Origin of the sequence: Streptomyces albireticuli (assembly GCF_002192455.1) — a bacterium.
GTDB lineage: Bacteria > Actinomycetota > Actinomycetes > Streptomycetales > Streptomycetaceae > Streptomyces > Streptomyces albireticuli_B.
In genome coordinates, this window is sequence record NZ_CP021744.1 from 6,025,891 (window position 1) to 6,047,773 (window position 21,883).

At 74.0% G+C, this 21,883-nt stretch carries 18 protein-coding genes; 5 read left to right on the forward strand and 13 right to left on the reverse strand.

Annotation, left to right across the window (positions count from 1 at the left end; translation table 11 throughout):
- Positions 1 to 32 precede the first annotated feature (32 nt).
- A complete protein-coding gene (locus SMD11_RS26105; RefSeq protein ID WP_087928772.1) occupies positions 33 to 413 on the forward strand; it encodes a GntR family transcriptional regulator in 381 nt (126 codons plus the stop codon).
- A gap of 118 nt (positions 414 to 531) precedes the next feature.
- On the opposite strand, the gene SMD11_RS26110 is transcribed toward SMD11_RS26105, so the two are convergent.
- Positions 532 to 1,695, reverse strand: a complete 1,164-nt coding sequence (locus SMD11_RS26110) for a DUF5925 domain-containing protein (RefSeq protein WP_199843955.1) — start codon at positions 1,693 to 1,695, stop codon at positions 532 to 534.
- 112 nt (positions 1,696 to 1,807) lie between these two features.
- On the opposite strand from SMD11_RS26110, the gene SMD11_RS26115 reads away from it, so the two are divergent.
- Complete coding sequence (locus tag SMD11_RS26115) at positions 1,808 to 3,187, forward strand: xylan 1,4-beta-xylosidase (RefSeq protein ID WP_087928774.1); 1,380 nt, start codon at positions 1,808 to 1,810, stop codon at positions 3,185 to 3,187.
- Positions 3,188 to 3,229: 42 nt separating this feature from the next.
- Here SMD11_RS26115 and SMD11_RS26120 read toward each other — a convergent pair whose 3' ends face one another.
- The 6 genes from SMD11_RS26120 to SMD11_RS26145 form a co-directional block, all read right to left on the reverse strand.
- On the reverse strand, positions 3,230 to 7,111 hold the full coding sequence (locus SMD11_RS26120) for a lipopolysaccharide biosynthesis protein (protein ID WP_087928775.1): 3,882 nt from the start codon (positions 7,109 to 7,111) through the stop codon (positions 3,230 to 3,232).
- On the reverse strand, positions 7,104 to 7,904 hold the full coding sequence (locus SMD11_RS26125; protein ID WP_087928776.1) for a polysaccharide deacetylase family protein: 801 nt from the start codon (positions 7,902 to 7,904) through the stop codon (positions 7,104 to 7,106). The genes SMD11_RS26120 and SMD11_RS26125 overlap by 8 nt, the downstream gene beginning before the upstream one ends.
- Complete coding sequence (locus tag SMD11_RS26130) at positions 7,901 to 8,965, reverse strand: glycosyltransferase family 2 protein (protein WP_087928777.1); 1,065 nt, start codon at positions 8,963 to 8,965, stop codon at positions 7,901 to 7,903. Before SMD11_RS26130 ends, SMD11_RS26125 begins: the two co-directional genes overlap by 4 nt.
- A complete protein-coding gene (locus tag SMD11_RS26135; RefSeq protein WP_087928778.1) occupies positions 8,962 to 9,777 on the reverse strand; it encodes a glycosyltransferase family 2 protein in 816 nt (271 codons plus the stop codon). Before SMD11_RS26135 ends, SMD11_RS26130 begins: the two co-directional genes overlap by 4 nt.
- Before the next feature lie 421 nt (positions 9,778 to 10,198).
- Entirely contained in the window at positions 10,199 to 11,293 is a 1,095-nt protein-coding gene (locus SMD11_RS26140; protein ID WP_087928779.1) for a GNAT family N-acetyltransferase, read from the reverse strand.
- A gap of 1 nt (position 11,294) precedes the next feature.
- On the reverse strand, positions 11,295 to 11,753 hold the full coding sequence (locus tag SMD11_RS26145; protein WP_087928780.1) for a hypothetical protein: 459 nt from the start codon (positions 11,751 to 11,753) through the stop codon (positions 11,295 to 11,297).
- 292 nt (positions 11,754 to 12,045) lie between these two features.
- On the opposite strand from SMD11_RS26145, the gene SMD11_RS26150 reads away from it, so the two are divergent.
- Positions 12,046 to 12,873: an SGNH/GDSL hydrolase family protein gene (locus tag SMD11_RS26150; RefSeq protein ID WP_087928781.1), complete on the forward strand. Its 828-nt coding sequence runs from the start codon at positions 12,046 to 12,048 to the stop codon at positions 12,871 to 12,873.
- Here the strand turns inward: SMD11_RS26150 and SMD11_RS26155 are convergent.
- Positions 12,862 to 14,547 (reverse strand): serine/threonine-protein kinase, encoded by a 1,686-nt coding sequence (locus tag SMD11_RS26155; RefSeq protein WP_087928782.1) that lies wholly within the window; start codon positions 14,545 to 14,547, stop codon positions 12,862 to 12,864. The two genes, SMD11_RS26150 and SMD11_RS26155, sit on opposite strands and share 12 nt — an antisense overlap.
- A gap of 242 nt (positions 14,548 to 14,789) precedes the next feature.
- Between SMD11_RS26155 and SMD11_RS26160 the strand changes: the two genes are divergently transcribed.
- On the forward strand, positions 14,790 to 15,053 hold the full coding sequence (locus SMD11_RS26160; protein WP_087928783.1) for a hypothetical protein: 264 nt from the start codon (positions 14,790 to 14,792) through the stop codon (positions 15,051 to 15,053).
- Positions 15,054 to 15,209: 156 nt separating this feature from the next.
- Here SMD11_RS26160 and SMD11_RS26165 read toward each other — a convergent pair whose 3' ends face one another.
- Both SMD11_RS26165 and SMD11_RS26170 read right to left on the reverse strand, forming a co-directional pair.
- Entirely contained in the window at positions 15,210 to 15,998 is a 789-nt protein-coding gene (locus SMD11_RS26165) for an ABC transporter permease (RefSeq protein ID WP_087928784.1), read from the reverse strand.
- Positions 15,995 to 16,975: an ATP-binding cassette domain-containing protein gene (locus tag SMD11_RS26170; RefSeq protein ID WP_087928785.1), complete on the reverse strand. Its 981-nt coding sequence runs from the start codon at positions 16,973 to 16,975 to the stop codon at positions 15,995 to 15,997. The genes SMD11_RS26165 and SMD11_RS26170 overlap by 4 nt, the downstream gene beginning before the upstream one ends.
- 63 nt (positions 16,976 to 17,038) lie before the next feature.
- On the opposite strand from SMD11_RS26170, the gene SMD11_RS26175 reads away from it, so the two are divergent.
- Complete coding sequence (locus SMD11_RS26175) at positions 17,039 to 17,773, forward strand: TetR/AcrR family transcriptional regulator (RefSeq protein ID WP_087928786.1); 735 nt, start codon at positions 17,039 to 17,041, stop codon at positions 17,771 to 17,773.
- A 125-nt stretch (positions 17,774 to 17,898) separates the two neighbouring features.
- On the opposite strand, the gene SMD11_RS26180 is transcribed toward SMD11_RS26175, so the two are convergent.
- From SMD11_RS26180 to hmgA, 3 genes are all read right to left on the reverse strand, one after another.
- A complete protein-coding gene (locus SMD11_RS26180; protein ID WP_087928787.1) occupies positions 17,899 to 19,140 on the reverse strand; it encodes a type ISP restriction/modification enzyme in 1,242 nt (413 codons plus the stop codon).
- A 562-nt stretch (positions 19,141 to 19,702) separates the two neighbouring features.
- Positions 19,703 to 20,452 carry a GntR family transcriptional regulator gene (locus tag SMD11_RS26185; RefSeq protein WP_087928788.1) on the reverse strand — a complete coding sequence of 250 codons (750 nt, stop codon included), beginning with the start codon at positions 20,450 to 20,452 and terminating at the stop codon, positions 19,703 to 19,705.
- Positions 20,453 to 20,462: 10 nt separating this feature from the next.
- Complete coding sequence (gene hmgA, locus SMD11_RS26190) at positions 20,463 to 21,797, reverse strand: homogentisate 1,2-dioxygenase (protein ID WP_087928789.1); 1,335 nt, start codon at positions 21,795 to 21,797, stop codon at positions 20,463 to 20,465.
- Positions 21,798 to 21,883: the final 86 nt, after the last annotated feature.

A 21,883-nucleotide genomic window follows, 5' to 3' on the forward strand; every position in this document is an offset into this window, starting at 1 on the left:
GGCACGACCCACGCCCAGCCAGGAGTCCCATCGTGGCCTTGCAGATGACCGTCGACCCCGACGCGGCCGAACCCCCCTACGAGCAGATCCGCGCCCGGATCGCCGAACGGGCGCGCACCGGCGCCCTCCCCGTGGGCTACAAGCTCCCGACCGTACGCGGCTTCGCCGAGGAACTGGGCCTCGCCGCCAACACCGTCGCCAAGGCCTACCGCGCCCTGGAGGCCGACGGCGTCATCGAGACCCGGGGCCGCAACGGCACGTTCGTCGCGGCCCCGGGCGACACGGCCGCCCGCGAGGCGGCCGCCGCGGCCGCGACGTACGCGCAGCGCGCCCACCGCCTGGGCCTGGACCGCACGGCGGCCCTGGCGGCGGCGGAGGAGGCACTGCGTGCGGCGTACGGGGAGACGCCGTGACCGCCGGAACGAGCCGGACGGGCTGATACCGGCCCGTCCGGCGTTCGAGGACATCCGGGAAGGGGCGGGCAGGGCAAGTCCCGCCCGGAGGGCCACCGGCACCGGCCCCCGCCCCACCTCACAGATACAGACCCGCGTCCGCCCCCTCGGCCTGCGCCGGCACGGACGCCGGCCCCGCCCCCCGCCGCAGCGCGAAGAGCTCCGCGAGCGTCGCCCCCTCCCGCCCCGGACCCGCCTCCTTGCCCGGCGCCTCCCGCGCCAGCCAGTCCACCGACTCCTTGCGCGTCAGCGGCCCGACCTCGATCCGGGCCAGGCACCGCCCCGGCCGCACCACCGCCGGGTGCAGCCGCTCCAGGTCCTCGTTGGTGGTGACGCCGACGAGGACGTTGCGGCCCTGGCCCAGCAGGCCGTCCGTGAGGTTCAGCAGCCGGGACAGCGCCTGGCCGGCCGTGTGCCGGGCCTCGCCGCGGATCAGCTCGTCGCAGTCCTCCAGCAGCAACAGCCGCCAGCGGCCCTGCGCGGTGCCGTCGTCCTCGCCGATCGCGATGTCCATCAGATAGCCGACGTCGTTGAACAGCCGCTCCGGGTCCAGCACGCAGTCCACCTGGCACCACTCCCGCCACGAGCGGGCCAGCGTCCGCAGCGCCGACGTCTTGCCGGTGCCCGGCGGGCCGTGCAGGAGGAGCAGCCGGCCCGCGACGTCCGCCGGGGTGATCTTCATCAGCCCGTCCAGCGCGTCCGCCACCGGGGCCGTGTAGTTGGCCCGCACCTCCTCCCAGGTGCCGGCCGAGATCTGGCGCGTCGTCCGGTGCGGGCCGCGCCGCGGCGAGACGTACCAGAAGCCCATCGTGACGTTCTCGGGCTGGGGCTCGGGCTCGTCCTCCGCGCCCTCCACCGCCTGGGCCAGCACCGACTTCGCCAGCTCGTCGCCGGTCGCCGTCACGGAGACGTCCGCGCCGCGGTTCCAGCGGGACACCAGCAGGGTCCAGCCCTCGCCCTCGGCCAGGGTCGCGCTGCGGTCGTCGTCCCGCGCGGAGCGCACCACGGTGGCGGCCGGCGGCAGCAGCGTCGCCCCGGATCTCACCCGGTCCACGGAGTGGCTGTGCGCGTAGGGCTGCTCGCCGGTGGCGAACCGGCCCAGGAAGAGCGCGTCGATGACATCGGACGGCGAGTCGCTGTCGTCCACGTTCAACCGGATCGGCAGGGAACGCTCCGCGGGCGTGGGGTCCGCTTCGGTGGGCAGGGTCTGCCTCCTGGCTTCGGGTCGGCGCTCGGCACACATGGCGCCCATGATCCGGCACGTACCGCCCCCGCGCACCCGGGTTTTCGCCGGATCCGCCGGAGTTCGTCCGGAAGGCGCCCATACGGTTTCGGCCGCCGATACGCTTGCCGCAATGGGACGTCATCGCGTGGGACGGGTGATCGCCAGGGCGGGGCGGTGGCGGATCATCGCCCTGTCCGGCGCCGGCCTGGTCGCCCTGGCACTGCTGGTCACGATGCTCGCCGGCGGCTTCCCGGGGCTCGGCCCCGGCGGCACGGACGGGCGCGGCGGCAGCAGAGTCCCCGCCACCCTCGGCTGGGGCTTCACCCACACCCAGTACAGCGCCGACCACGGCGGCGACGCCGCCCGCCGCACCGTCGCCGAGCTGCTCTCCGGCAGCCCCATGCCGCAGAACCAGCACATCATGGGCTGGGGCGCGGACAACCCCGAGCCCAGGCCGGGCGCCTACAACTTCCGCGACCTCGACCGCCGCGTCGCCCTGATGCGCCGCACCGGCGGGACCCCCGTGCTCACCCTCTGCTGCGCCCCCGACTGGATGAAGGGCGGCGGTCCCCGCACCGACTGGTCCCAGAAGTCCCTGGAGACGGCGCCCGACCGGGCGCACTACAAGGACTTCGCCAAGCTCGCCGGAGTGATCGCCAAGCGCTATCCGGACGTCCGCCACTTCATCGTCTGGAACGAGTTCAAGGGCTTCTTCGACGAGTCCAGGAACCGCTGGAACTACGAGGGGTACACCGAGCTCTACAACCTCGTCTACCGCGAACTGAAGAAGCAGAACGGCGACAACGCCGTCGGCGGCCCCTATATGAGCCTGGACAGCAATTCCCCCGGCGAGGGCTCCAACGCCTCCTCCGTGCGCGGCCCCTGGGGCTCCGTCGACCAGCGGGCCGTCGACGCCCTCAGCTACTGGAACGACCACAAGGAGGGCGCGGACTTCGTCGCCGTCGACGGCTCCAGCTACACCCGCGACGGCAACCGCCTGCTGCCCGACGAGTTCGGCGCCACCCAGAAGTTCGCCGACACCACCGCCTGGCTGCGCAAGGCCACCGGCCTGCCCGTCTGGTGGTCCGAGTGGTACGTCGAGCCGGGCGACGCGAACGACGACCGCAAGGGCTGGACGGAGGAGCACCGCACCGCCGTCCAGGCCACGGCCATGATGCAGCTGGCGGGCGCGGGCGTCGCCACCGCGTTCTACTGGAACCCCCAGGAGACCACCGCCGACTGCCCCGGCTGCCTGTGGCGCAGCACCGAGCTGAAGGACGGCGGCACGGGCCTGCCGATGCTCGGCCTGCTGGCCCGCTTCGCGAAGGCCTTCCCGCCCACGACGGCCCTCCGCACCCCCGAGCTCGCGGGCCCCGGCCGCTCCGAGGTGCGGGCCCTGGCCTCCGAGGACACCGCCCTGGTCGTCAACACCCAGGACCGCCCCGTCACCGTCACGGTGGACGGCCGGGGCGTCGACCTGGGGCCCTACGAGGTCCGCTGGCTGGGCTGAGGCGCCCTCCGCCAGGGGCACCGCCACGGCCCGGCCGCACCCCTACGACATCGTCGCGAACCGCTGCACCAGCGCGGCCAGCAACACCACCAGCAGCGGCAGCGCGAACCAGAACGAGCTCTGGAGCCACCGCAGCCACCGGACGCCGGGACCCGCCACGACCCGCACCAGCTCCCGTGCCGTCAGCAGCACCAGCAGCGCCGCCGCCGCGAGCGCCCCGGCCACCGACACCGGCGTCCACGTTACCCGCGGGCCCGCCGGGCCCGGCCGCGGCACGGGCACCTCGCCCGCGGGCCGGTCCGTCAGTTCGTACAGCACCGCGTCGTCGTTCGAGAGCACCCGGCGGAGCTCCGGCCGGCCGTCGAGGGCCCGCCGCAGCCGGCCGTCCCAGTCGGCGGCGTAGCCCGCGTCGAACTCCAGATACACCGACTGGCCCCGGTTGACCATGAGGTACGAGCCCGGCCCGGCCGTCCGCAGCGCGCCCACCAGGTCGTCCACCCGCGCCGGGTCGCGCGGGGCGAGCGTCGGGCGGTAGTTCACCCGCTCCATGTCGCGGCTGCCCCACGGCACGGCCGGAGTGACGCTCTTGACGGGGTCGCTGCTCATCCACAGCAGCCGCACGGTCGGCCGGTCGTGGGCGTACACATAGTCCATGGCGGCGACCTCGCCGGGGCGGACGCGCTCGAAGGGCTCGTTGCCCCAGCGGGCCACCAGGAAGCCGAGGACGAGCACCAGGCCCGCCACCAGCGCGACCACCGGGCCCGCCACCGCCCGGCCGCCCGGCCGCCCGGCGCGCGGGAAGAGCGCGAGCGCGGCGAGGACACACGCCCCGGGCAGGGCGAACAGGAAGACGCGCAGCGCCACCTCGCCCCCGTAGGACTGCATCCCGAAGGCGAGGAACGGCACCGCCGTGAGCACCAGCAGCGCCGTGTCACCGACGCCCGCCCTGCGCCGGCGCCACCAGCCGAACGCGGCGGCGGCCAGCACCCCGCCCGCCAGCGCCACCCGGATGTACAGCACCAGCTTGTGGGTGGCGCTGCCGCCCTCGATCCGGCCCGAGACGGACGAGGAGACATTGCCGCCCAGCGAGCCCAGCCCGCCGAACAGCTCGTCGAAGTGGCCCGACCAGTACGGCTCGGCCAGGAACCCCACCCACACCGCCAGCATCACGCCGCACAGCAGTGGCAGCCCGCGCAGGGTGGAGCGGCGCACCAGGACCAGCGCGGTCAGCACCCCCAGCATCACGAAGGGGGTGAGCTGATGGCTGACGACCGAGGCGGCGAACAGCGCCACCAGCAGCGCCAGCAGCGCCCCGCGCTCCCGGCGGCCGGCCGGCGCCACCTCGGCCTCGCCCGGCAGCAGCTTCCCGCGCAGCTGCCTCGGCCAGCGGAACCAGACCAGCAGCACGGCCACGAACAGCAGGTAGAAGAAGTAGTTGAGCGCCTGCGGCGAGAAGTAGTCCTGCCCCACCCAGCCGCACAGGACGAACAGCCAGGCCGCCGTCCACTTCGCCCGCCACCCGGCCCGGACGGCCCGCAGCAGCAGTGCCAGCGGCGCCAGGCAGAGCAGCTGGAGGACGGTGGGCCACCAGCGCAGCACCTCGGACAGATCGCCGACGCCGCAGGCCCTGGCCGCGAAGGCGGCGACGGCGAAGAAGCCCGGCCAGCTCCAGCGGGCGTCCAGATCCGGCGCCGCCACCCCCGTGCGGTCGATGAAGTCCAGGAACCCCAGGTGCTGCCAGGCCGTGGCGAACCGGGGCTGCTCCTCCAGCACCGCCGGCACGGCGTGCAGGGAGACCACCGTCAGCAGCAGCACCGCGACCAGCAGCGGCCGGCGCTGCTCGCCCAGCCGCAGCGCGCCCACGAAGGCGACCACCAGCAGGGTCGCGCCCAGCAGTGTCGCCACCGGCAGGACGGACACCAGCCCGAGCCCGCCCATGCCGTCCAGATCCGCGCGGCCGAGGGACGCCAGCGGCGCCCAGTACAGCGCCAGGGCCGCCGTCAGCAGCAGCCAGACCCCGGCCTCGGGGCGCCGCCACCACGGCACCGGCCCGCTCGCCGCGACGGGCGCCTCGCCGCCGGTCGCCGGGGCCGCGGGCTCCCCGGCCGGGGGCCCGTCACCTTCGGGCGGGGCCACGGCGGACGCCTGCGCGGGCGTGGGCTTCGCGGCGTCCGGCCGCGCGGCACGCTCGGGCGCGGGGGGCTGCGGGGGCGGGGAGGTCCGGGAAACCTGGGAAGGCTGGGAAGGGGGAGCCGCCTTGGAGACGGGCGGCTTCGCGGCGGGGGACAGGTTGACCGCCTCCGGGGTGTGCCGGAGATCGGGGCGCCTCTCCAGATGGTCGAAGTCCAGCCGCACGCCCAGCGGCATCGTGTCGGCGTCCAGCGCCGCCCGCAGTGCCCAGCGGGTGCCGTAGCCGGCGCCCTCGCGCTGCCCGGCGGCGGGAGGCCCTGCCTCCCGCCCTAACCCCCGCGCGATACCGCGCCGGACCTCCCGCCTTTCGTCCGAGGGGGCGTCCCGCCGGTCACCCCGGACCGCCAGGTCCGCCAGATCGCCGTCCGGCGCCACATGCGGCGCGTACGCCACGGGACCCGCGAACTTCGCCGCCGACGTGGGCCGGAGGATCTTGCGGAGCTTGACCGCCGCGACGCTGACGATCACCGTGAGGCTGATGATCTCCGCCACCCCCGCGCCCGTCAGCCCCATCCGGGGCAGGAGCACCAGCGTCAGCCCCAGCACCAGCACGCACAACAGCCCCTGGAGATAGGCGAGGCCCGCCGTCCGGTTCTGCGCCCGCAGCACCGCGAAATAGACCTCCATCACCACCCGCAGCGCCGCGCCCACCGCGAACCACCGCAGGAGCGGCGTCGCCGCGTCGGCGTAGCCCCGCCCGAAGACCCCCAGGATGTACGGCGCGAGGACGAAGAGCAGCACGCACACCGGCACCATGATCCGGGCCATCCGGCCCAGTGCCGCCCGGCAGTTCTCCGCCAGCCGCTCCGGGTCGTGCGCGCCCTCGACGGTCAGCGACGCGCCCATGTTGATGGCCAGCAGGTTCACCGTGCCACTGATGGTGGAGGTGATGTAGAAGTAGGCGTTGTCGGTGGAGCTGACCTGCGAGGCGATGATCACCGGCACCAGATAGACCACGGCCAGCGAGAACAGCGAGCCGGTGTAGTCCCCGGCGAGGAAGCGCCCGATCTCCCGGGAGGACGCCGGCCGGGCCGTCGCCTCCGTCGCCGCCACGTGCCGGCGCACCAGCTTGCGGAACACCAGCCAGCCCAGCGGCAGCACCGACACGGCGATCGAGACGATCCAGGAGACGAAGACCCCGGACATCGGCAGCGCCGACGCCACGGCCACCAGCAGCGCCAGCTTCGCCGCCGAGAAGACGGTGTTGCCCACCGGCACCCAGAACGCGCTGCGCAGCCCGGTCAGCACCCCGTCCTGGAGGGTGAGCACGGACCAGGCCACCACGGCGAGGACGAACACGGACCCGCGCAGGCCGCCGTGCAGGAAGCCGTACGACGGGCCCCACAGATCGAGCGTCAGCAGGAAGACGCCCGCCGCGAGCGCGACGAGCAGCGAGCTCCCGGCGTACGTCCGGAACACGAGGCGGCCCGTCGTCCGCCCCGCGATGGGGATGAAGCGGGCCAGCGCCCCGGTCAGGGTGACCGCGGCGAGGCCCGCCAGGAGTTTCATCGCGGCGATGGCCGCGGAGCCCTGGCCGACCGCCTCCGCCGAGTAGTAACGGGCGGCGATCAGCCAGTACCCCACACCGAGGACGGCGCTGATGCCGGTGTTGAGCATCAGCGCGAAGGCGTTGCGGAACAGCGGGCTTCCGCCGCCCCGGCCCGGCAGCCGCAGCCTGCGGCCGGCCGGACCCGCCGTCTCCCGTTCCTGGGCGCGGGTGGACGTGTCAGACACGGGCTTCGCTTGCCTTCCTGACGACTTGTCGGGTTCTGCGGACGACGGCGTACCCCTTCGTCAGGACCCGGTCCCTGACGAAGAGCCGGCCGAGGCCCCGGCCCTCGACGAGCCGCTCGAACTCCCCGAGGCCGGTGGACCGGCGCACGGTCACCCGCTCCAGGGCGTACGGGCCCTGGGGGCGTTCGGCGAGGGCGTTGCCCACGGCCAGGGATATCGTGAAACCGGCCGCGCGCACGGTGTTCCGCACCCGCCGGTCGGAGTAACCGTAGGGATAGGCGAAGGACACGGGCGGCTCGCCCAGTTCCTCCGCCAGGATCTCCCGGCACCGGGCGACCTCGAACCACAGCTGCGCGTCCGTGAGCTGGTCGAGCTGGGGGTGGGAGTGGCTGTGCCCGCCGATCTCCACCCCGGCCGCGGCCAGCTCCCGCACCTGGTCCCAGCTCAGCATGAGATCGAGCGCGCCACCGGAATCGTGCGCGCCGCGCACCCACCCCGTGGAAGCGAACAACGTCGCCGCGAAGCCGTGCTCGACGAGCGTCGGGAGGGCGTGCCGGTGCACGCCCTCGTAGCCGTCGTCGAACGTGATCAGCACCGGTTTCTCCGGCAGCCCGGTGCCGGTGCGCCACGCCGCCGCCAGCTGCTGGGCCGTCAGCGGGGTGAACCGCCGCTCGGCCAGCAGCCGCATCTGGGCCGCGAACGCCTCGGGGGACACCGACAGCCCGTAGGTGGCCCGGGCCGGTGAGTGCGCCACCGAGTGGTACATCAGTATCGGGACACGGTCCACGCTCATGGGCCGGCCTCCGGTCCGGGCGGGTCGGGAGGCACCGCCGGCGTAGGAACGTCCGCCACGTCGGCGACGCCCGCCACCGCGTACCGGCCTCCGCCCCGGTACGCGCGGACCCGGCCGAGGGCGTAGCCCCCCGCCGCCACCGCGACGCCCGCCACGATCGCCCCCGCCCGGCCCGCGCCGCCGGCCCGGCCGAGCAGGGCGTCCCGCACCCCGCGCGCCACACCGGCGGGCAGCACGCGCGTGGCGTAGCGGCGCTCCGTCGCCAGCCCTTCCCGCGCCCCCACGCTCCGGGACACCAGGGCCTTGGAGAGGCCCTCGGCGTACGCGCGGGTGCGGAAATAGCCGAACCGCTCGCGGGCGGCCGGCACCCGGTGGTGGATCACCGCGCGGTCGTCGATCAGCAGCACCGCCTCCGGCATCGCCCGGGTGAGCCGGATGCACAGCTCCGTCTCCTCGCAGCCCAGCGGCAGCCGGTCGCCGTCGCGCCCGATGCCGCTGGCGAAGCCGCCGGCCACGGTGAACGCGGACCGGCGGAAGGAGGCGTTGCCCCCCAGGACGTTGCGCACCCGGACCCGGCCGGGCGGCAGACCGCGGTAGGTGCAGCCCACCACCCAGTCGAACTCCTCCGGGAACCAGGCGGGCCGCCGCCGGGACTCCCAGACGGGCTGGGTGCGCCCGCCCACCGCCATGACCCGGGGGTCGGCGTAGGCCTCGGCGAAGTGCCGCAGCCAGTCCCGCTCGGCCACCGCGTCGTCGTCGAGGAAGGCGATCACCTCGCCGGAGGAGGCCGCGATGCCGGTGTTGCGGCCGGCCGACAGGCCGCGGGGGCCCGCGTTGGCGAGCACCCGGACCCGGTCGGCCGGCGCGCCGGCGCCGTCGTCCCCGTACAGCTTGGCGAGCCGCCGCAGCAGGGCGGGGTTGTGGTCGACGACCACCAGGGTCTCCAGGGCGGGCCGGGACTGGTCGGCCACCGAGGCCACCGCGGCGAGGATGTCGCCCCAGCGGTCCTCGGTGTAGACGCAGATGACCACCGACACGCCCGGTGGGGAAGTGGTGCTCAAGACACTTCCCCGCGGTTCGCCGCCGGTGCGATGGCGAGCCGCTGCGGGCGGCGCCGGCGCCGGGCGCCGTGCTCCCGCAGGATGACCTTCAGGACCCGCAGTCCGTCGCGCACGGCCCGCAGATTGCTCGCGCCGTGGATGCGGACGAACTCGTGGCTCGGGATCTCCTGGACGCGCAGTCCGGCCTTGACGACTCTGATGTTCATCAGGGTCTCCACCTCGAAGCCCGCGCAGTCCAGGGCGATCTCGTCCAGGCAGTGCTTCCAGAAGGCGTTGTAGCCGTAGCACAGGTCGGTGTAGCGGGCGCCGAACTTGTGGTTGACGAGGGAGCACAGGACGCGGTTGCCGAGCTTGCGGATGGGCGTCATGTCGTCCGTGCCGCCGCCGTTGGCGAAGCGGGAGCCCTTGGCGAAGTCCGCGCCGCCGACCAGCGCGGAGACATAGCTGACGATCTCGTTGCCGTCGGCGGAGCCGTCGGCGTCGACCATCACGATGATCTCGCCCGAACAGGCCGCGAAACCGGTGATCAGGGCGTCGCCCTTGCCCTTGCCGAGCTGCTGGACGACCTTGACCCCCGGCCACAGGGAGCGGGCCACCCCGATGGTGTCGTCCGTCGAGTTGCCGTCGACCAGGACGACCTCGTGGATCCACTCCGGCAGCGTCTTGAAGACGTACGGGAGGTTCTCGGCCTCGTTCATGGCGGGGATCACGACGCTCACCGGTGGCGCTATCGCGAAATGCGAGCTCACGGGGCGATACGGGCCGGCCGTCGCCGGCTCCTGATCGGCCGCGGGCCGCAGGAAGGAACTCATGATGGAAGATTTCCCTCTCGTCCGGTGGACCGCTCTCCCCGAGCGGTCCGGTGACGTATCCGGTTCGAAAAGGGGGTATTCACCCAGGCCCGGGCGGCGTGAATCACCACATGGGCAAGGTGAGATGCAACGGCTGCCGTCCGCGCGGTACGCGACTCGGCGACTGTGGTCCTACCGAACGCGGCACCCCCCACCGCGCTCCCGCCCCGGACACCATCGCGACGCTTGAGCCCTCCCCTTGAGCCGCTTACCGATGGGCCGATGCGGGTGGATGTACGACGGTATTGATGCTTGAGACTGTATGGCAAGAGGTGGTGCGGTGACTCCTCCTTTGGGTGTTTTTTGCGCCCGATTCATACGTCCAGTTGACGTTGTGCGCCGTTGACGGCGCATTAGGGGCGCATTACCGGCGCAATGCGCCTCACCCTCCTTCGCGAATGCGCCCCATGCGTTTCAGCAATCGGTCCGCGGGCTCGAAGAGCTCCGGCCGGGCCAGCACGGTGTTGCGCAGCGCCCGCACCGGCGCACGCCGTATCCGGTGGCCCAGCGCGACGGGATGACGCCGGGTCACCCAGCCCTCCGAGACGCTGAGCTCCCGGGTCTTCAGCGAGTCCTTGTACGCCTTCTCGCCGCGCCCGAGGTCCAGATAGGCCAGGCCCGCGGCGGCGGCCCCCTCCGCCATCCGCAGGTGCAGCACCAGACCCGGGGAGTACTTGGCGAACGCCGGGTCGTACGCCGGGAACCAGCAGGCGAGCACCGACCGCGAGCGCAGCCCGAAGTGGGCCGCGAGCGGGCGGTCGCCGGCGTAGAGGACCGAGAGCAGCCCCGCGAACGACTCGGTGCGGGTGTGGAAGAGCTGCTCGACCAGGAGGGATATCCAGGGCCGCGCGAAGCGGTCGCTGCGTCCCGTTCTTCGGTACTGAGCCGATTTCCAGCCCACCAGGGTGCGCAACGCGTCCGGATCGCGCTCGTCGTGGACGTAGCGCACCTCGCCGAGGTCCCGGGCCATCCGGCGCTCCTTGGCGAGCGTGGTGCGGGTGAACTTGGGCGACTGCTTGCGCAGCGCCGCGAGGTAGGGGCCGAAGCCCTGCTCCACGTCGACGACCGGCGAGGCGTACGAGCCGGAGGCGCCGGTCTCGAACGGCTTCTGGCCCTCCACCAGGTGGTCGAACTCCCACACGGACAGCCCGCAGGCGAGCAGCAGCTCGCGGGCGTCCCACTGGAACCCGGGGCCGTGCACCAGCCCCTGGGCGTCCGAGACCCCGAGACCTATCGCCCGGCCGACGCCCAGCGCGGTCCGCTGGTAGGGGAAGAAGCCCACCGGCTCGCCGTCCTCGCGGACCACCGCTATCCGGGCGGAGGCCCGGCAGCGGCCCACGGCCAGGGCGAACTCCGGTGCGAGGAAAGGATTCGCGAGCTGCGGCGAGCCGTCCGCCACCGCCCGCGACTGGAGAGCTGTCCACGCCGCCCGGTCGGCTGCCGTGAGCTCGCCCGGGCGGTACACGCTGATGTTCACCTCAGGACGTCCGACTTCTCTCCGTGCGACCCCGATGGCGCCGCGCGTGTGCCAGCAGGAACAGAAGGAGGCTGACGGCCGCGACCGCGGCCACACCGCCCCGCACCGTCCAGACGTGCAGCGCGAGCATGGTCTGCGCGATCAGCAGATCGACGGCCACCGCACCGCCGGCCGCCACCACCGACCGGCTGAGCGGATCGAGCCCCCGCAGCGCGGCCCCCACGGCGCACGCGGGCGCGACGATCAGGAAGAACAGGGTGAGCGGTGCCCGCAGCGGCGAGCCGATGTCGGCGAGCGCGAGCACGGCGCCGATTCCCGCGATGGCCGCGGCGGCCCCCGCCACCATGGGGAGGGAATCCCCGGCCGGCGGTCTCCTCCCGGCGTCGCCGCATTCGTCGATCGAAGGTTCGGACGGACTATTGGGATCGGTGAGACCGGTGGGATCTGTGAAGCTCTGCATTGGCGACTTTGCCCCCCGAAGCGCCGGATGCCGAAGCCTTCAATGTCGCGCAATCGGCGGAGGCCCGTCAAGATGTGAAGGCTGTGCAAACAGCCTCCGGTTACGCCATCGAGGTGGAACCGGATCCTTTCCGCCGAATGAACTTCGGCGGAAAACTGGCGCCCCGTCAGAAATCTTTCCCGTCGCGAAGTCGACCGCTTCCCTTTCACCGCAGTTTTGACATGGACACTTCCGGCAACCCTCCGTGGCTGCTATCCAGGACACATCGGAAAACCCTGGTAAAGGAGAGTCCATGAAACTGTCCTGGTTCGTGAGTTCCGTCTCGGCGTTCGCCCTCACCGCCGCCCTCGCGCTCGGCGCGGGCGGGGCCGCGCACGCCGAGGAGAGAGCGCCGGGAGCGGAGCGGAGAGCCGCCGCCACCGGCTACGTGGCCCTCGGCGACTCCTACTCCTCGGGCGTCGGCGCCGGCAGCTACTACGGGGAAAGCGGCGCCTGCAAGCGCAGCGCCAAGTCCTACCCCGTCCTCTGGGCCGCGGCCCACACCCCGTCGAGCTTCGCCTTCACCGCCTGCTCGGGCGCTCGTACGGGTGATGTGCTGAGCGGCCAGCTCGGCCCGCTGAACGCCGGCACCGGGCTCGTCAGCATCAGCGTCGGCGGCAACGACGCCGGATTCGCCGACACCATGACGACCTGCGTGTTCAACGGCGACAGCGCCTGCCTGGGCCGCATCGACCAGGCGCGCGCGTACATCAGCGGCACCCTGCCGGGGCAGCTGGACAAGGTCTACTCCGCCATCAAGGCCAAGGCCCCCGCCGCCCACGTCGTCGTCATCGGCTATCCACGCTTCTACCGTCTCGGCGGCGGCTGTATCGGCGGGCTGAGCGAGAAGAAGCGCTCCGCCATCAACGCCGCGGCCGACCACATCGACACCGTCATCGCCAAGCGCGCCGCCGACCACGGCTTCACCTACGCCGACATCAACACCACGTTCGCCGGACACGAACTCTGCTCCGGCAAGCCCTGGCTCAACAGCGTGGCGCTGCCCGTGGACGAGTCCTACCACCCCAACGCCGCCGGGCAGTCGGGCGGCTACCTGCCGGTCTTCACCTCAGCCGCCTGAGCGACCCGCCCCTACGGCACCGCCGTAGGTCGTACCGCCGTCCGTACCTTCCGTACCCTCCGAACGCGCCGTCCCCGACGGCTTGCCCGCCGACGCCGACGGCTTGCCCTGGCCGCTCGGTGAGCCGGGACGTGAGGGTGAGGCGGGTGGTGAGGTGGGGTCCGTCGGCTCCTTCCTGCAAGCCACCGTGAACGGGACATGAGAGGAGGTCAGTCGCTGCGGGCTCCTGATCTCGACCGCGATCCAGTCCTTGCCCGGGTCCGATGCCCGGCGCCCGGACTCCGTGTGCCGTACGGTCGTGCGCCGTTCGGTGAAACGTTCGGTCCGCCAATCGCCGTCCGTGACTCTACCGCTGCCCGTCACCCAGCGGTAGGTGACCTCCACCGGCACCCGGCCGACGGTGACGGTCGCGGAGAAGGCCGGCGCGGACGCCTCCGGCGGCGGGCAGGGGCCGGTGTAGCGGTCGCGCACGGCGGTGAGCGCGACCCGTACCGGGCCGTCGCCGGAGGTGGCGCCCGTGGCCTGGGACGAGCCCGCCCCGGCGTCCTTGCCCTCGCCGGACGGGGTATCGCCGGACGGGTCGTCGTCACGGCCCGCCAGCGCCCATATCAGCCCGCCCGTCAGCGCGGCGGCGACCAGGACCGCTGTCGCCACCACGAGGCCGGTCCGCCTCCGCCGCCCGCCGGACGGGTCCACCGGGCCGGTGCCGCCGGTCCCGGACGGCGCGCCCCCGCCGGCGCGCGCCGTGCCCGGCGCCGGGGGCGCGGGGTGGGCGAGGACGGTCGGGGCGTACGGGACGTCCGGCGCCGGGCCGGGGACGTCCGGGGCGGTGCCCGCCGCCACGGCGCGCAGCATCCGCTCCGCCTCCGCCGCGCCGAGCCGCTCCGCCGGGTCCTTGCGCAGCAGCCCTTCCAGTACGGGCGTGAGGGCGCCCGCCCGGCGCGGCGGCGGGAACGCCTGGTCCACCACGGCCCGCATCGTGCTCAGCGGGGTGTCCTGGCGGAACGGGGAGAAGCCCTCCACCGCCGCGTACAGCGTCACCCCGAGCGACCAGAGGTCCGAGGCGGTCCCCGGCGGACGCCCCAGCGCGCGCTCCGGCGCGAGGTACTCGGGGGAGCCCACCAGCTCGCCGGTCCGGGTCAGCGCCGTGTTCCCCTGGACCGTCGCGATGCCGAAGTCGGTGAGGACCACCCGGCCGTCGTTCGCGACGAGGACGTTGCCGGGCTTCACGTCGCGGTGCAACACGCCCACCCCGTGAGCGGCTCGGAGCGCGGCCAGGACCTCCGCGCCGATGTGCGCCGCGCGCGCCGGTGCGAGCTGCCCCTCAGCCTCCAGGACATCGGCCAGCGACAGGCCGCGGACCAGCTCCATCGCGATCCAGGGGCGGCCGTCCTCGGTCGCCACGTCATGGACGGTGACGACATTGGGGTGCGCGATCCGCGCCGCCGCGCGCCCCTCGCGCTCCAGTCGCGCGTAGAGGAGGCCCACCTCGTGCTCCAGCAGGGCGGCCGGCGCGCGGACCTCCTTCACGGCCACCTCGCGGTCCAGCAGCTCGTCACGGGCCCGCCACACCACGCCCATGCCGCCGTGCCCCAGCCGGTCCACGAGCCGGTAACGGCCCGCCACCAGCCGGGCGCCCCGGCCCGCACCGGAAACCCCGGAATCCCCGCTCATCGCCGGGCTCCCTCCCGTAAGAGAGCGATTCCGGGTGAATGTACCGCAACGGAGCGTGATCGCCCCCGGATCCGTATATTCCGCCCCGGTTCAACTCGCCCACAGTGACGGCAGGTTCACGCCAGGTTCGTCAACGCCCTTGACGTAACGGTGAATCCGCACCGCCGATGCGTGGGTGACGGAAAGGGGCGGTAGGGTTACCCTGCCTGGGCCGGGTGCCTCGTACGGGTGGGGAGACTTCGATGGATCAGATAGCAATGCGCGGGCGGGCACGAGTGCCCGCCATCAACTGCAAAAGCAGCGCCTCGAGCGCGCGGCTCGACCGCCATCTCGCGGTGCTGGGCGGCCCTGCCGTCCCGCAGCGGGAGGCCGAGGGCGCGACCCTGCTCATGCGTGAGCTGACCTCGCGTGACCACAAGCGTGCCGAGCAGGGCAGGACCGCCAAGGTCTCGCTCTTCGCCCCCTTGAGACGGCTGCGCCGCTCGCTGTTCGGCAACCACGGCTGACCCGGACCCCGACCCGGATCGCGGAGCCCGCCGCACCGACCCGGCCCGGCGCCGTCGGCCGCGCACCCACTCCCCGGGGGCGGTCGCACGGCGCTGCCGCCCGCCCGCCCCGAGGCATCCCCGCCGCTCGCCGTCCGGATCCCCGTCGACGTGCCGTCAGGCCGAGTCGCGCCCGTACCGCCGGACGGTGAGCGGCACGAACACCGCCAGCAGCAGGACGCACCACCCGACCGACGCCAGGACGGGATGGGCGACCGGCCAGGAGGCGTCCGCGGCCGGGCCGCCGTTGCCGAAGAGGTCCCGGCAGGCGGTGACGACCGCGCTGATCGGGTTCCATTCCGCCACCGTCCGCAGCCACCCCGGCATCCCGTCGGTCGGCACGTACGCGTTCGACAGCAGCGGCAGCATGAAGGTGGCCGCGCCCAGCTGGCCCGCCGCCTCCTCGGTGCCCACCAGCAGCCCGAGGTAGTGCCCCGTCCACGCCGTGGCCAGCCGGAAGAGCAGCAGCAGCGCGAAGGCGCCCACCGCGGCGGCCGGCCCGCCCTCGATCCGCCAGCCGATCGCCAGCCCGCACAGCACCAGTGGCACCAGGCCGAGCGCCGCGAGCAGGACGTCGGAGGCGGTCTGTCCGGCCGGGATCGCGAAGCGGCTCATCGGCAGTGTGCGGAAACGGTCCATCACGCCCCGCTGGTAGTCCTGGGCGGAGGCCAGCATCGCGGTCATGACGCCGTTCACGGCGGTCGCCACGAGCAGGCCCGGCACCAGATAGGCCCGGTAGCCGCCGCCGTCGGCCACCACCATCGCGCTGCCGAAGACGTAGCCGAAGAACAGCAGCATGGTCACGGGCATCGTCATGGTGATGACGAACAGTCCGGGCGCGTGGCGCATCCGCCGGAGGTTGCGGCCGAGCATGGCCCGGCTGTCGGACAGGGCGAAGGCGGTCATGCGGCGATCCCCTCGGTGTCGGTGTCGGTACCGGTGCCGGTCTTCGTGCCGGCGGTGAGGCGCAGGAAGACCTCGTCCAGGGTGGGCCGGCGCAGCGCGGCGTCCACGATGGGCACGCCCGCCGCGTCGAGCTCGCGCACCAGGCGCGGCAGGGTGAGCGAGGCGTCCGCGGTCGCCGCGCCCGCGGTGCGGCGGCCGGTGTCCAGGGCCGGGCGGTTGCCGGTGAGCCGGTCCAGGACCACCGCGGCCCCCGGCAGCGCGGCGTCCTCGGCGACGACCACCTCCGCGTAGGCGCCGATCTCCGCCTTCAGCGCGTCGGGGGTACCGCGCGCGGTGCCCCGGCCGTGGTCGATCAGCACGACGTCGTCGGCGAGTTGGTCCGCCTCCTCCAGGTACTGCGTGGTCAGCAGCACGGTGGTGCCGGAGAGCGTCAGCTCGCGGACCACCTCCCAGATCGCGTTCCGGCTGGCGGGGTCGAGGCCCGTGGTCGGCTCGTCGAGGAAGAGCACCCGGGGCCGGGTGAGCAGGCTCGCGGCGAGGTCGAGGCGGCGGCGCATGCCGCCGGAGTAGGTGCGGGCCGGGCGGTCCGCGGCCGCGCCGAGGCCGAACCGGTCCAGCAGCACCTCGGCGCGGGCGCGCGCGGTGTCGCCCCGCAGCCGGTGCAGCCGGGCGAACAGCCGCAGGTTCTCGCGGCCCGTCAGATCGGTGTCCACCGAGGTGGCCTGGCCGGTGACGCCGATCGCGCGGCGGACCTCGGCCGGCTCCCGCGCGACGTCGTGCCCGGCGACCCGCGCGGTGCCCGCGTCGGGAGTGAGGAGCGTCGTCAGGAGGCGGACGGCCGTCGTCTTGCCCGCGCCGTTGGGCCCGAGCAGGCCGCACACGGTGCCCTCCGGCACGGCCAGATCGAGGCCACGCAGCGCGTGGACACCGGCGAAACGCTTCTCCAGACCTTCACTAAGTACAGCGTACGTAGTCATGGCGCGACCATACTCCACTACGTACGCCGTACGTAACTAGGATGGTGGGCGAGGTGATGATTCATGGCAGCCAGCGGCCGAACGGCCCGCCCCGAGGTGATCTGGGCGCGCCCCGAAAGGGCCGGCCGCGGTCCGCGCCCCGCGCACACCCGCGCCGAGATCGCGGCGGCGGCCGTGCGCGTCGCCGACGCGGAGGGGCTCGACGGCGTCTCCATGCGGCGGGTCGCCGCCGAGATCGGCTGCGGCACGATGTCGCTGTACAACTACGTGCCGCGCAAGGACGAGCTCTACGAGCTGATGGTCGACGCGGTCGTCGCCGACTACGACCTCTCGCGGGAGCCGTCGGGCGACTGGCGCGCCGACCTGAAGGCGCTCGCCGGGCAGACGCGCGCCCTGATGCACCGCCATCCCTGGGTGCCCCGGCTGATGTCGCCCGTCTACGGCTTCAGCCCGAACGCCCTGCGCTATTTCGAGTACGCGCTGTGGGTGATGGAACCGCTGGACGTCGAGAGCGGTACGAAGGTGGAACTGCTCGCCATGCTCAACGGCGTCATCACCACCTACGTCTCCAATGAGCTGTCGACGGCGGAACGGGCCCGCAACTCCCCGTACCCGCCGGGGGAGGAGGAGGCCGTGCGGGCGGCCTATCTGATGCGGGTGCTGTCGGAGGGGGAGTATCCGCGGATGGCGCGGACGCTGACGTCGGGGCCGGGGGTGATCGATCTGGACGAGGTGTTCGCGCGGGCGATCGACCGGATCCTGGACGGGTTCGAGGCGGAGAGCCGGCGCGGGGGGTAGGCGGGCGGGGCCTTTCCCCTACCCGCCCCTGCCCGATACCGGGGAGGTCCCCGGACCCCCGCGTCGGCGTCCGCCGCGCTGTGGTCCGGACCGCCGGAAGGCCCGGGCCCCGGCCGGAACTCCGGTCACAGGAGGGCGAACTGGCCCTCCGGGCCCTCTTCCTGGTGGTCCAGCACGGACGCGGGGCGACGCGAGGACGGCGGGGGTGGCAGGACGCCGGCCCGCGCGAGCTCGGCCGCCCCCACCCGTGGTCCCTCCGGCGGCTCCGGCGCCTCCGCGCGGAGTTCGGCCAGCAGCGACAGCACCGTGATCAGTTCCAGCAGCTCCGACGTCCACTCCCGCTGCCAGACCGAAGGCCGCAGCGCCTCCAGCGTGCCGGGCTCGGCCGGCCCCGCGGTCCGGGCGGTGAACCAGTCCTCCAGCACCCGCACCCCGCCCGCCCGTGCCTCCCAGGCCGCCTCCGGTACGGGCGCGATCCGGCCGTCCCCCAGGCACAGGGTCTCCTCGGCCGGTTCGTACGACAGCCGGCCGGGCAGCCCGGCGGTGGGCAGGGCCGCCCGGACGTACGGGCGTCTGCCGCCCGGCATGCGCGGGCGCTCGCCGGGCGTGGGGGCGCACCGCGCGCCGTAGGTGTGCAGCCACAGCGCGCGGCGGCCGTGCGCGACCCCCGCGTCCCACCGCTCGGGCGAGGCGGTGAGCGGCACGGTGAGCCCGGCGCGCGTGGGCGTGGCGGCGGTCGCGGTCCAGGCCAGGAAGTCCTCGGCGGAGACGGCCCGGCCGAGCCGGGCGGACAGGTGGCTCAGGAGACCGGGCGCGAGATTGGGCTCGGTGCCGCCGGGGCGGCGGTGGAGCGGGCGGATCCGGCCGGGCCGGCCGCCGGGGGAGTGGCCGTCCGGCAGCAGCGCCGAGAACGCGGGGCCGTCCGTGCCCGGCGCCGGCTCCAGGAGGTGGATCTGTCCGGTGCCGTCACCGGTGCCGGTCGCGTCGGCCGTGCCGGTGACCCGCCACAGCTCCGGCCGCGCCGCGTCGAGGAGCCGGTGGTCGGGCAGCAGCCACTGCCGGTCGTACGGGCCGTGGGCGACCCGCACCGGCTCCGGGCACGGCCCGGGGCCCCGCGCCAGGCGGCCGGTGGGCGTGGCCTGGCCGGGCAGCTGGGCGACCGCGCTGCGCGGGTCGCGGGCCCGGGTCGGCCGGAAGAGCGCGGTGCGCGCGGCCTCGTCCGGCGCCGCCGCGAGCGCCGCCCAACGGGCCCGCAGCGACGCGGCGTCGGGCGCCAGCACCCACGCCCGACCCGCCCGCAAGGGGGCCACCGACCACGGCATGAGATCGGCGAGCAGGGGCGCGTCGGGGTCCTGGGTCGCGGTCACGAGGCTTGTCCCTCACTGTCCTGTGCGCACTCTCGTGATGGTTCCGGTGCGGACTCCGGCCGGGTGCCGCACGGTCGCCGGAGGCATCGTAGCGGCGGACGCCGCGGCCCGGCGCGAGCGCGGCGACCGGGATCCGGCCCTTGAGGCCGTCACCTGGTCATCGGTGGGGGTTCGGCGGGTGCGGTGATGCCCGCGGTGAGCCTGGTGGCCCAGGCGTCGGCGCGGAGTCCGGCGCCACGGTGACGCCCTCCGCGCCGCCGCCTGGCGTGCGGCCCCGGGTCGGGCCCTGATGCCGGCACTTGGTCGTCGGGTGGGGGTTCGGTGGGCGCGGTGATGCCCGCCGCGAGTCCGGTGGCCCGGGGGTCGGTCCGTGATGACGGCCCCCGACCGCCGGGGCCGATCCGGCGCCACGGGGACGCCCCCTGTCGCCGCCCGGCACGGTGATGCCCGCCGCGAACCCCCGGCCCGGGACCGGTCCCGGCGCGGAATCCCGCGCCACCGTGACCCCGTCCGCGCCGCCGCCCATCACGACCCCCGACCGGTGCGCCCCGGGGCGGAGCCCTCAGTGCGCGTCCAGCGTGACCGTGAACGAGAAGCGGTCGCCCCGGTAGCGGATCCGGGCGACGTCGACGGCCCGGCCGCGGTCGTCGTAGGTGACGCCCGTGTAGTGCAGGATCGGGCTGAGCAGCGGCACCTGGAGCAGCTTGGCCGTCTCCGGGTCCGCCAGCCTCGCCTCCACCGTGTCCGTGATGCGGCTGATCGTCACGCCCACGGCGTCGCGCAGCACCTTCGTCATCGGCCAGCGGGTGAGGTCCGCGAGGTCGATGCGGGCGGCGAGCTCGGGGCGTACGAGGTTCTCCGCCCAGTTCGTCGGCTCGCCCGTCGACTCGTCGCAGCGCAGCCGCCGGTAGGACACCGCCTCCTCCAGGTCCGGGAAGTGCTCGGCCAGCTCCGCCGGGATCTTCTCCGGGCCGTGCTCCAGCACCTCCGTGCGCTCGCCGGACTGCTGGGCCACGATGGTGTCCACCGAGCCGAGCAGCCGCACGGGCGAGCCCCGCCGGGCGCTCGGCTCGATGAACGTGCCGCGCCGCCGGTGCCGGCTGATCAGCCCCTCCGCCTCCAGTTCCTTGAGCGCCTGCCGCATGGTCAGGACGCTGACGCCGTAGTGCGCGGCGAGGGCGTCCTCGGTGGGCAGCCGCAAGGGGTCGCCGGCACGGCGCCCGAGTATGGAGGCGCGCAGCGACTGCGACACCTGGTACCACAGCGGCAGCTTGCGGTTGAGGGCGAGGGAGTCGGGGGCGAAGGTGGTCACGGAAACTCCCTCACTGGCGGAAATGGCGTTCCAGACCCTGCCACACCGCGTCGTAACGCGCCTGGAGGTGGCGGGCGGTCCGGGCCTGCTCCGTCACGGTGATCGGCCAGCGCGTCTCGAACATGAAGGCGAGGCCGTCGTCCACCTTGTGCGGCTTCAGCTCGGCCGCGCTCGCCTTGTCGAAGGTCTCCCGGTCGGGGCCGTGCGCGGACATCATGTTGTGCAGCGAGCCGCCGCCGGGGACGAAGCCCCCCTTGCCGGCGGCCTTGGCGTCGTACGCGCCCTCGATCAGGCCCATGTACTCGCTCATCACGTTCCGGTGGAAGTACGGCGGCCGGAAGGTGTCCTCGCCCACCAGCCAGCGCGGCGCGAAAACCACGAAGTCGACGCCGGCCAGCCCCGGGGTGTCCGAGGGCGAGGTGAGCACGGTGAAGATGGACGGGTCCGGGTGGTCGTAGCTGATCGAGCCGATGACGTTGAAGCGGCGCAGGTCGTAGACGTACGGCACGAGGTTGCCGTGCCAGGCGACGACGTCCAGCGGCGAGTGGTCGTAGGTGGCGGCCCAGAGGTTCCCGCAGAACTTGTTGACCACCTCGACCGGGCGCTCCACGTCCTCGTAGGCCGCGACCGGCGCGCGGAAGTCCCGGGCGTTGGCCAGGCCGTTGGCGCCGATCGGCCCGAGGTCGGGGAGGACGAAGGGCTGGCCGTAGTTCTCGCAGACGTAGCCGCGCGCGGTGCCGTCCGGCAGCTCCACCCGGAACCGCACCCCGCGCGGGATCAGCGCCACCTCGCCCGGCGCGGCGCGCAGCAGCCCGAACTCGGTGCGCAGCAGCAGCGCGCCGTGCTCGGGGACGATCAGCAGCTCGCCGTCGGAGTCGCTGAACACCCGGTCCGTCATCGAGGCGTTGGCGGTGTAGAGGTGCACGGCCATGCCCGCGCGCTGGGTGACGTCGCCGTTGCCGCCCAGGGTCCACAGGCCGCTGACGAAGTCGGTGCCCTCGGCGGGCTCGGGCAGCGGGTCCCAGCGCAGCCGGTTGGGGTCGGGCACGGCGTCGGCGAAGGGCGCGCCGCCGAGGGCGCCGTTGCCGGTCCGGGTGAAGGGCGGGTGGGCGGCGGAGGGCCGGATCCGGTAGAGCCACGACCGCCGGTTGTTCCGCCGGGGCTCGGTGAAGGCGGTGCCGCTCAGCTGCTCCGCGTAGAGCCCGAGCGGGGCCCGCTGCGGCGAGTTCCGGCCTTCCGGAAGCGCGCCGGGTACCGCCTCGCTGCTGTGCTCGTTGCCGAACCCGGACAGATACGCCGGCTCCCCGGCCGGCGTCCGCGCGTGTCCGTTGCCCGTGTCGCTCATCGCGTGCTCCCAGCGCCGATGGATTCCTATGGGAGACCGTAGGATTCCGCGCCGGGCGCGTCAATGGATCAGCGCCGGCGGGCCGC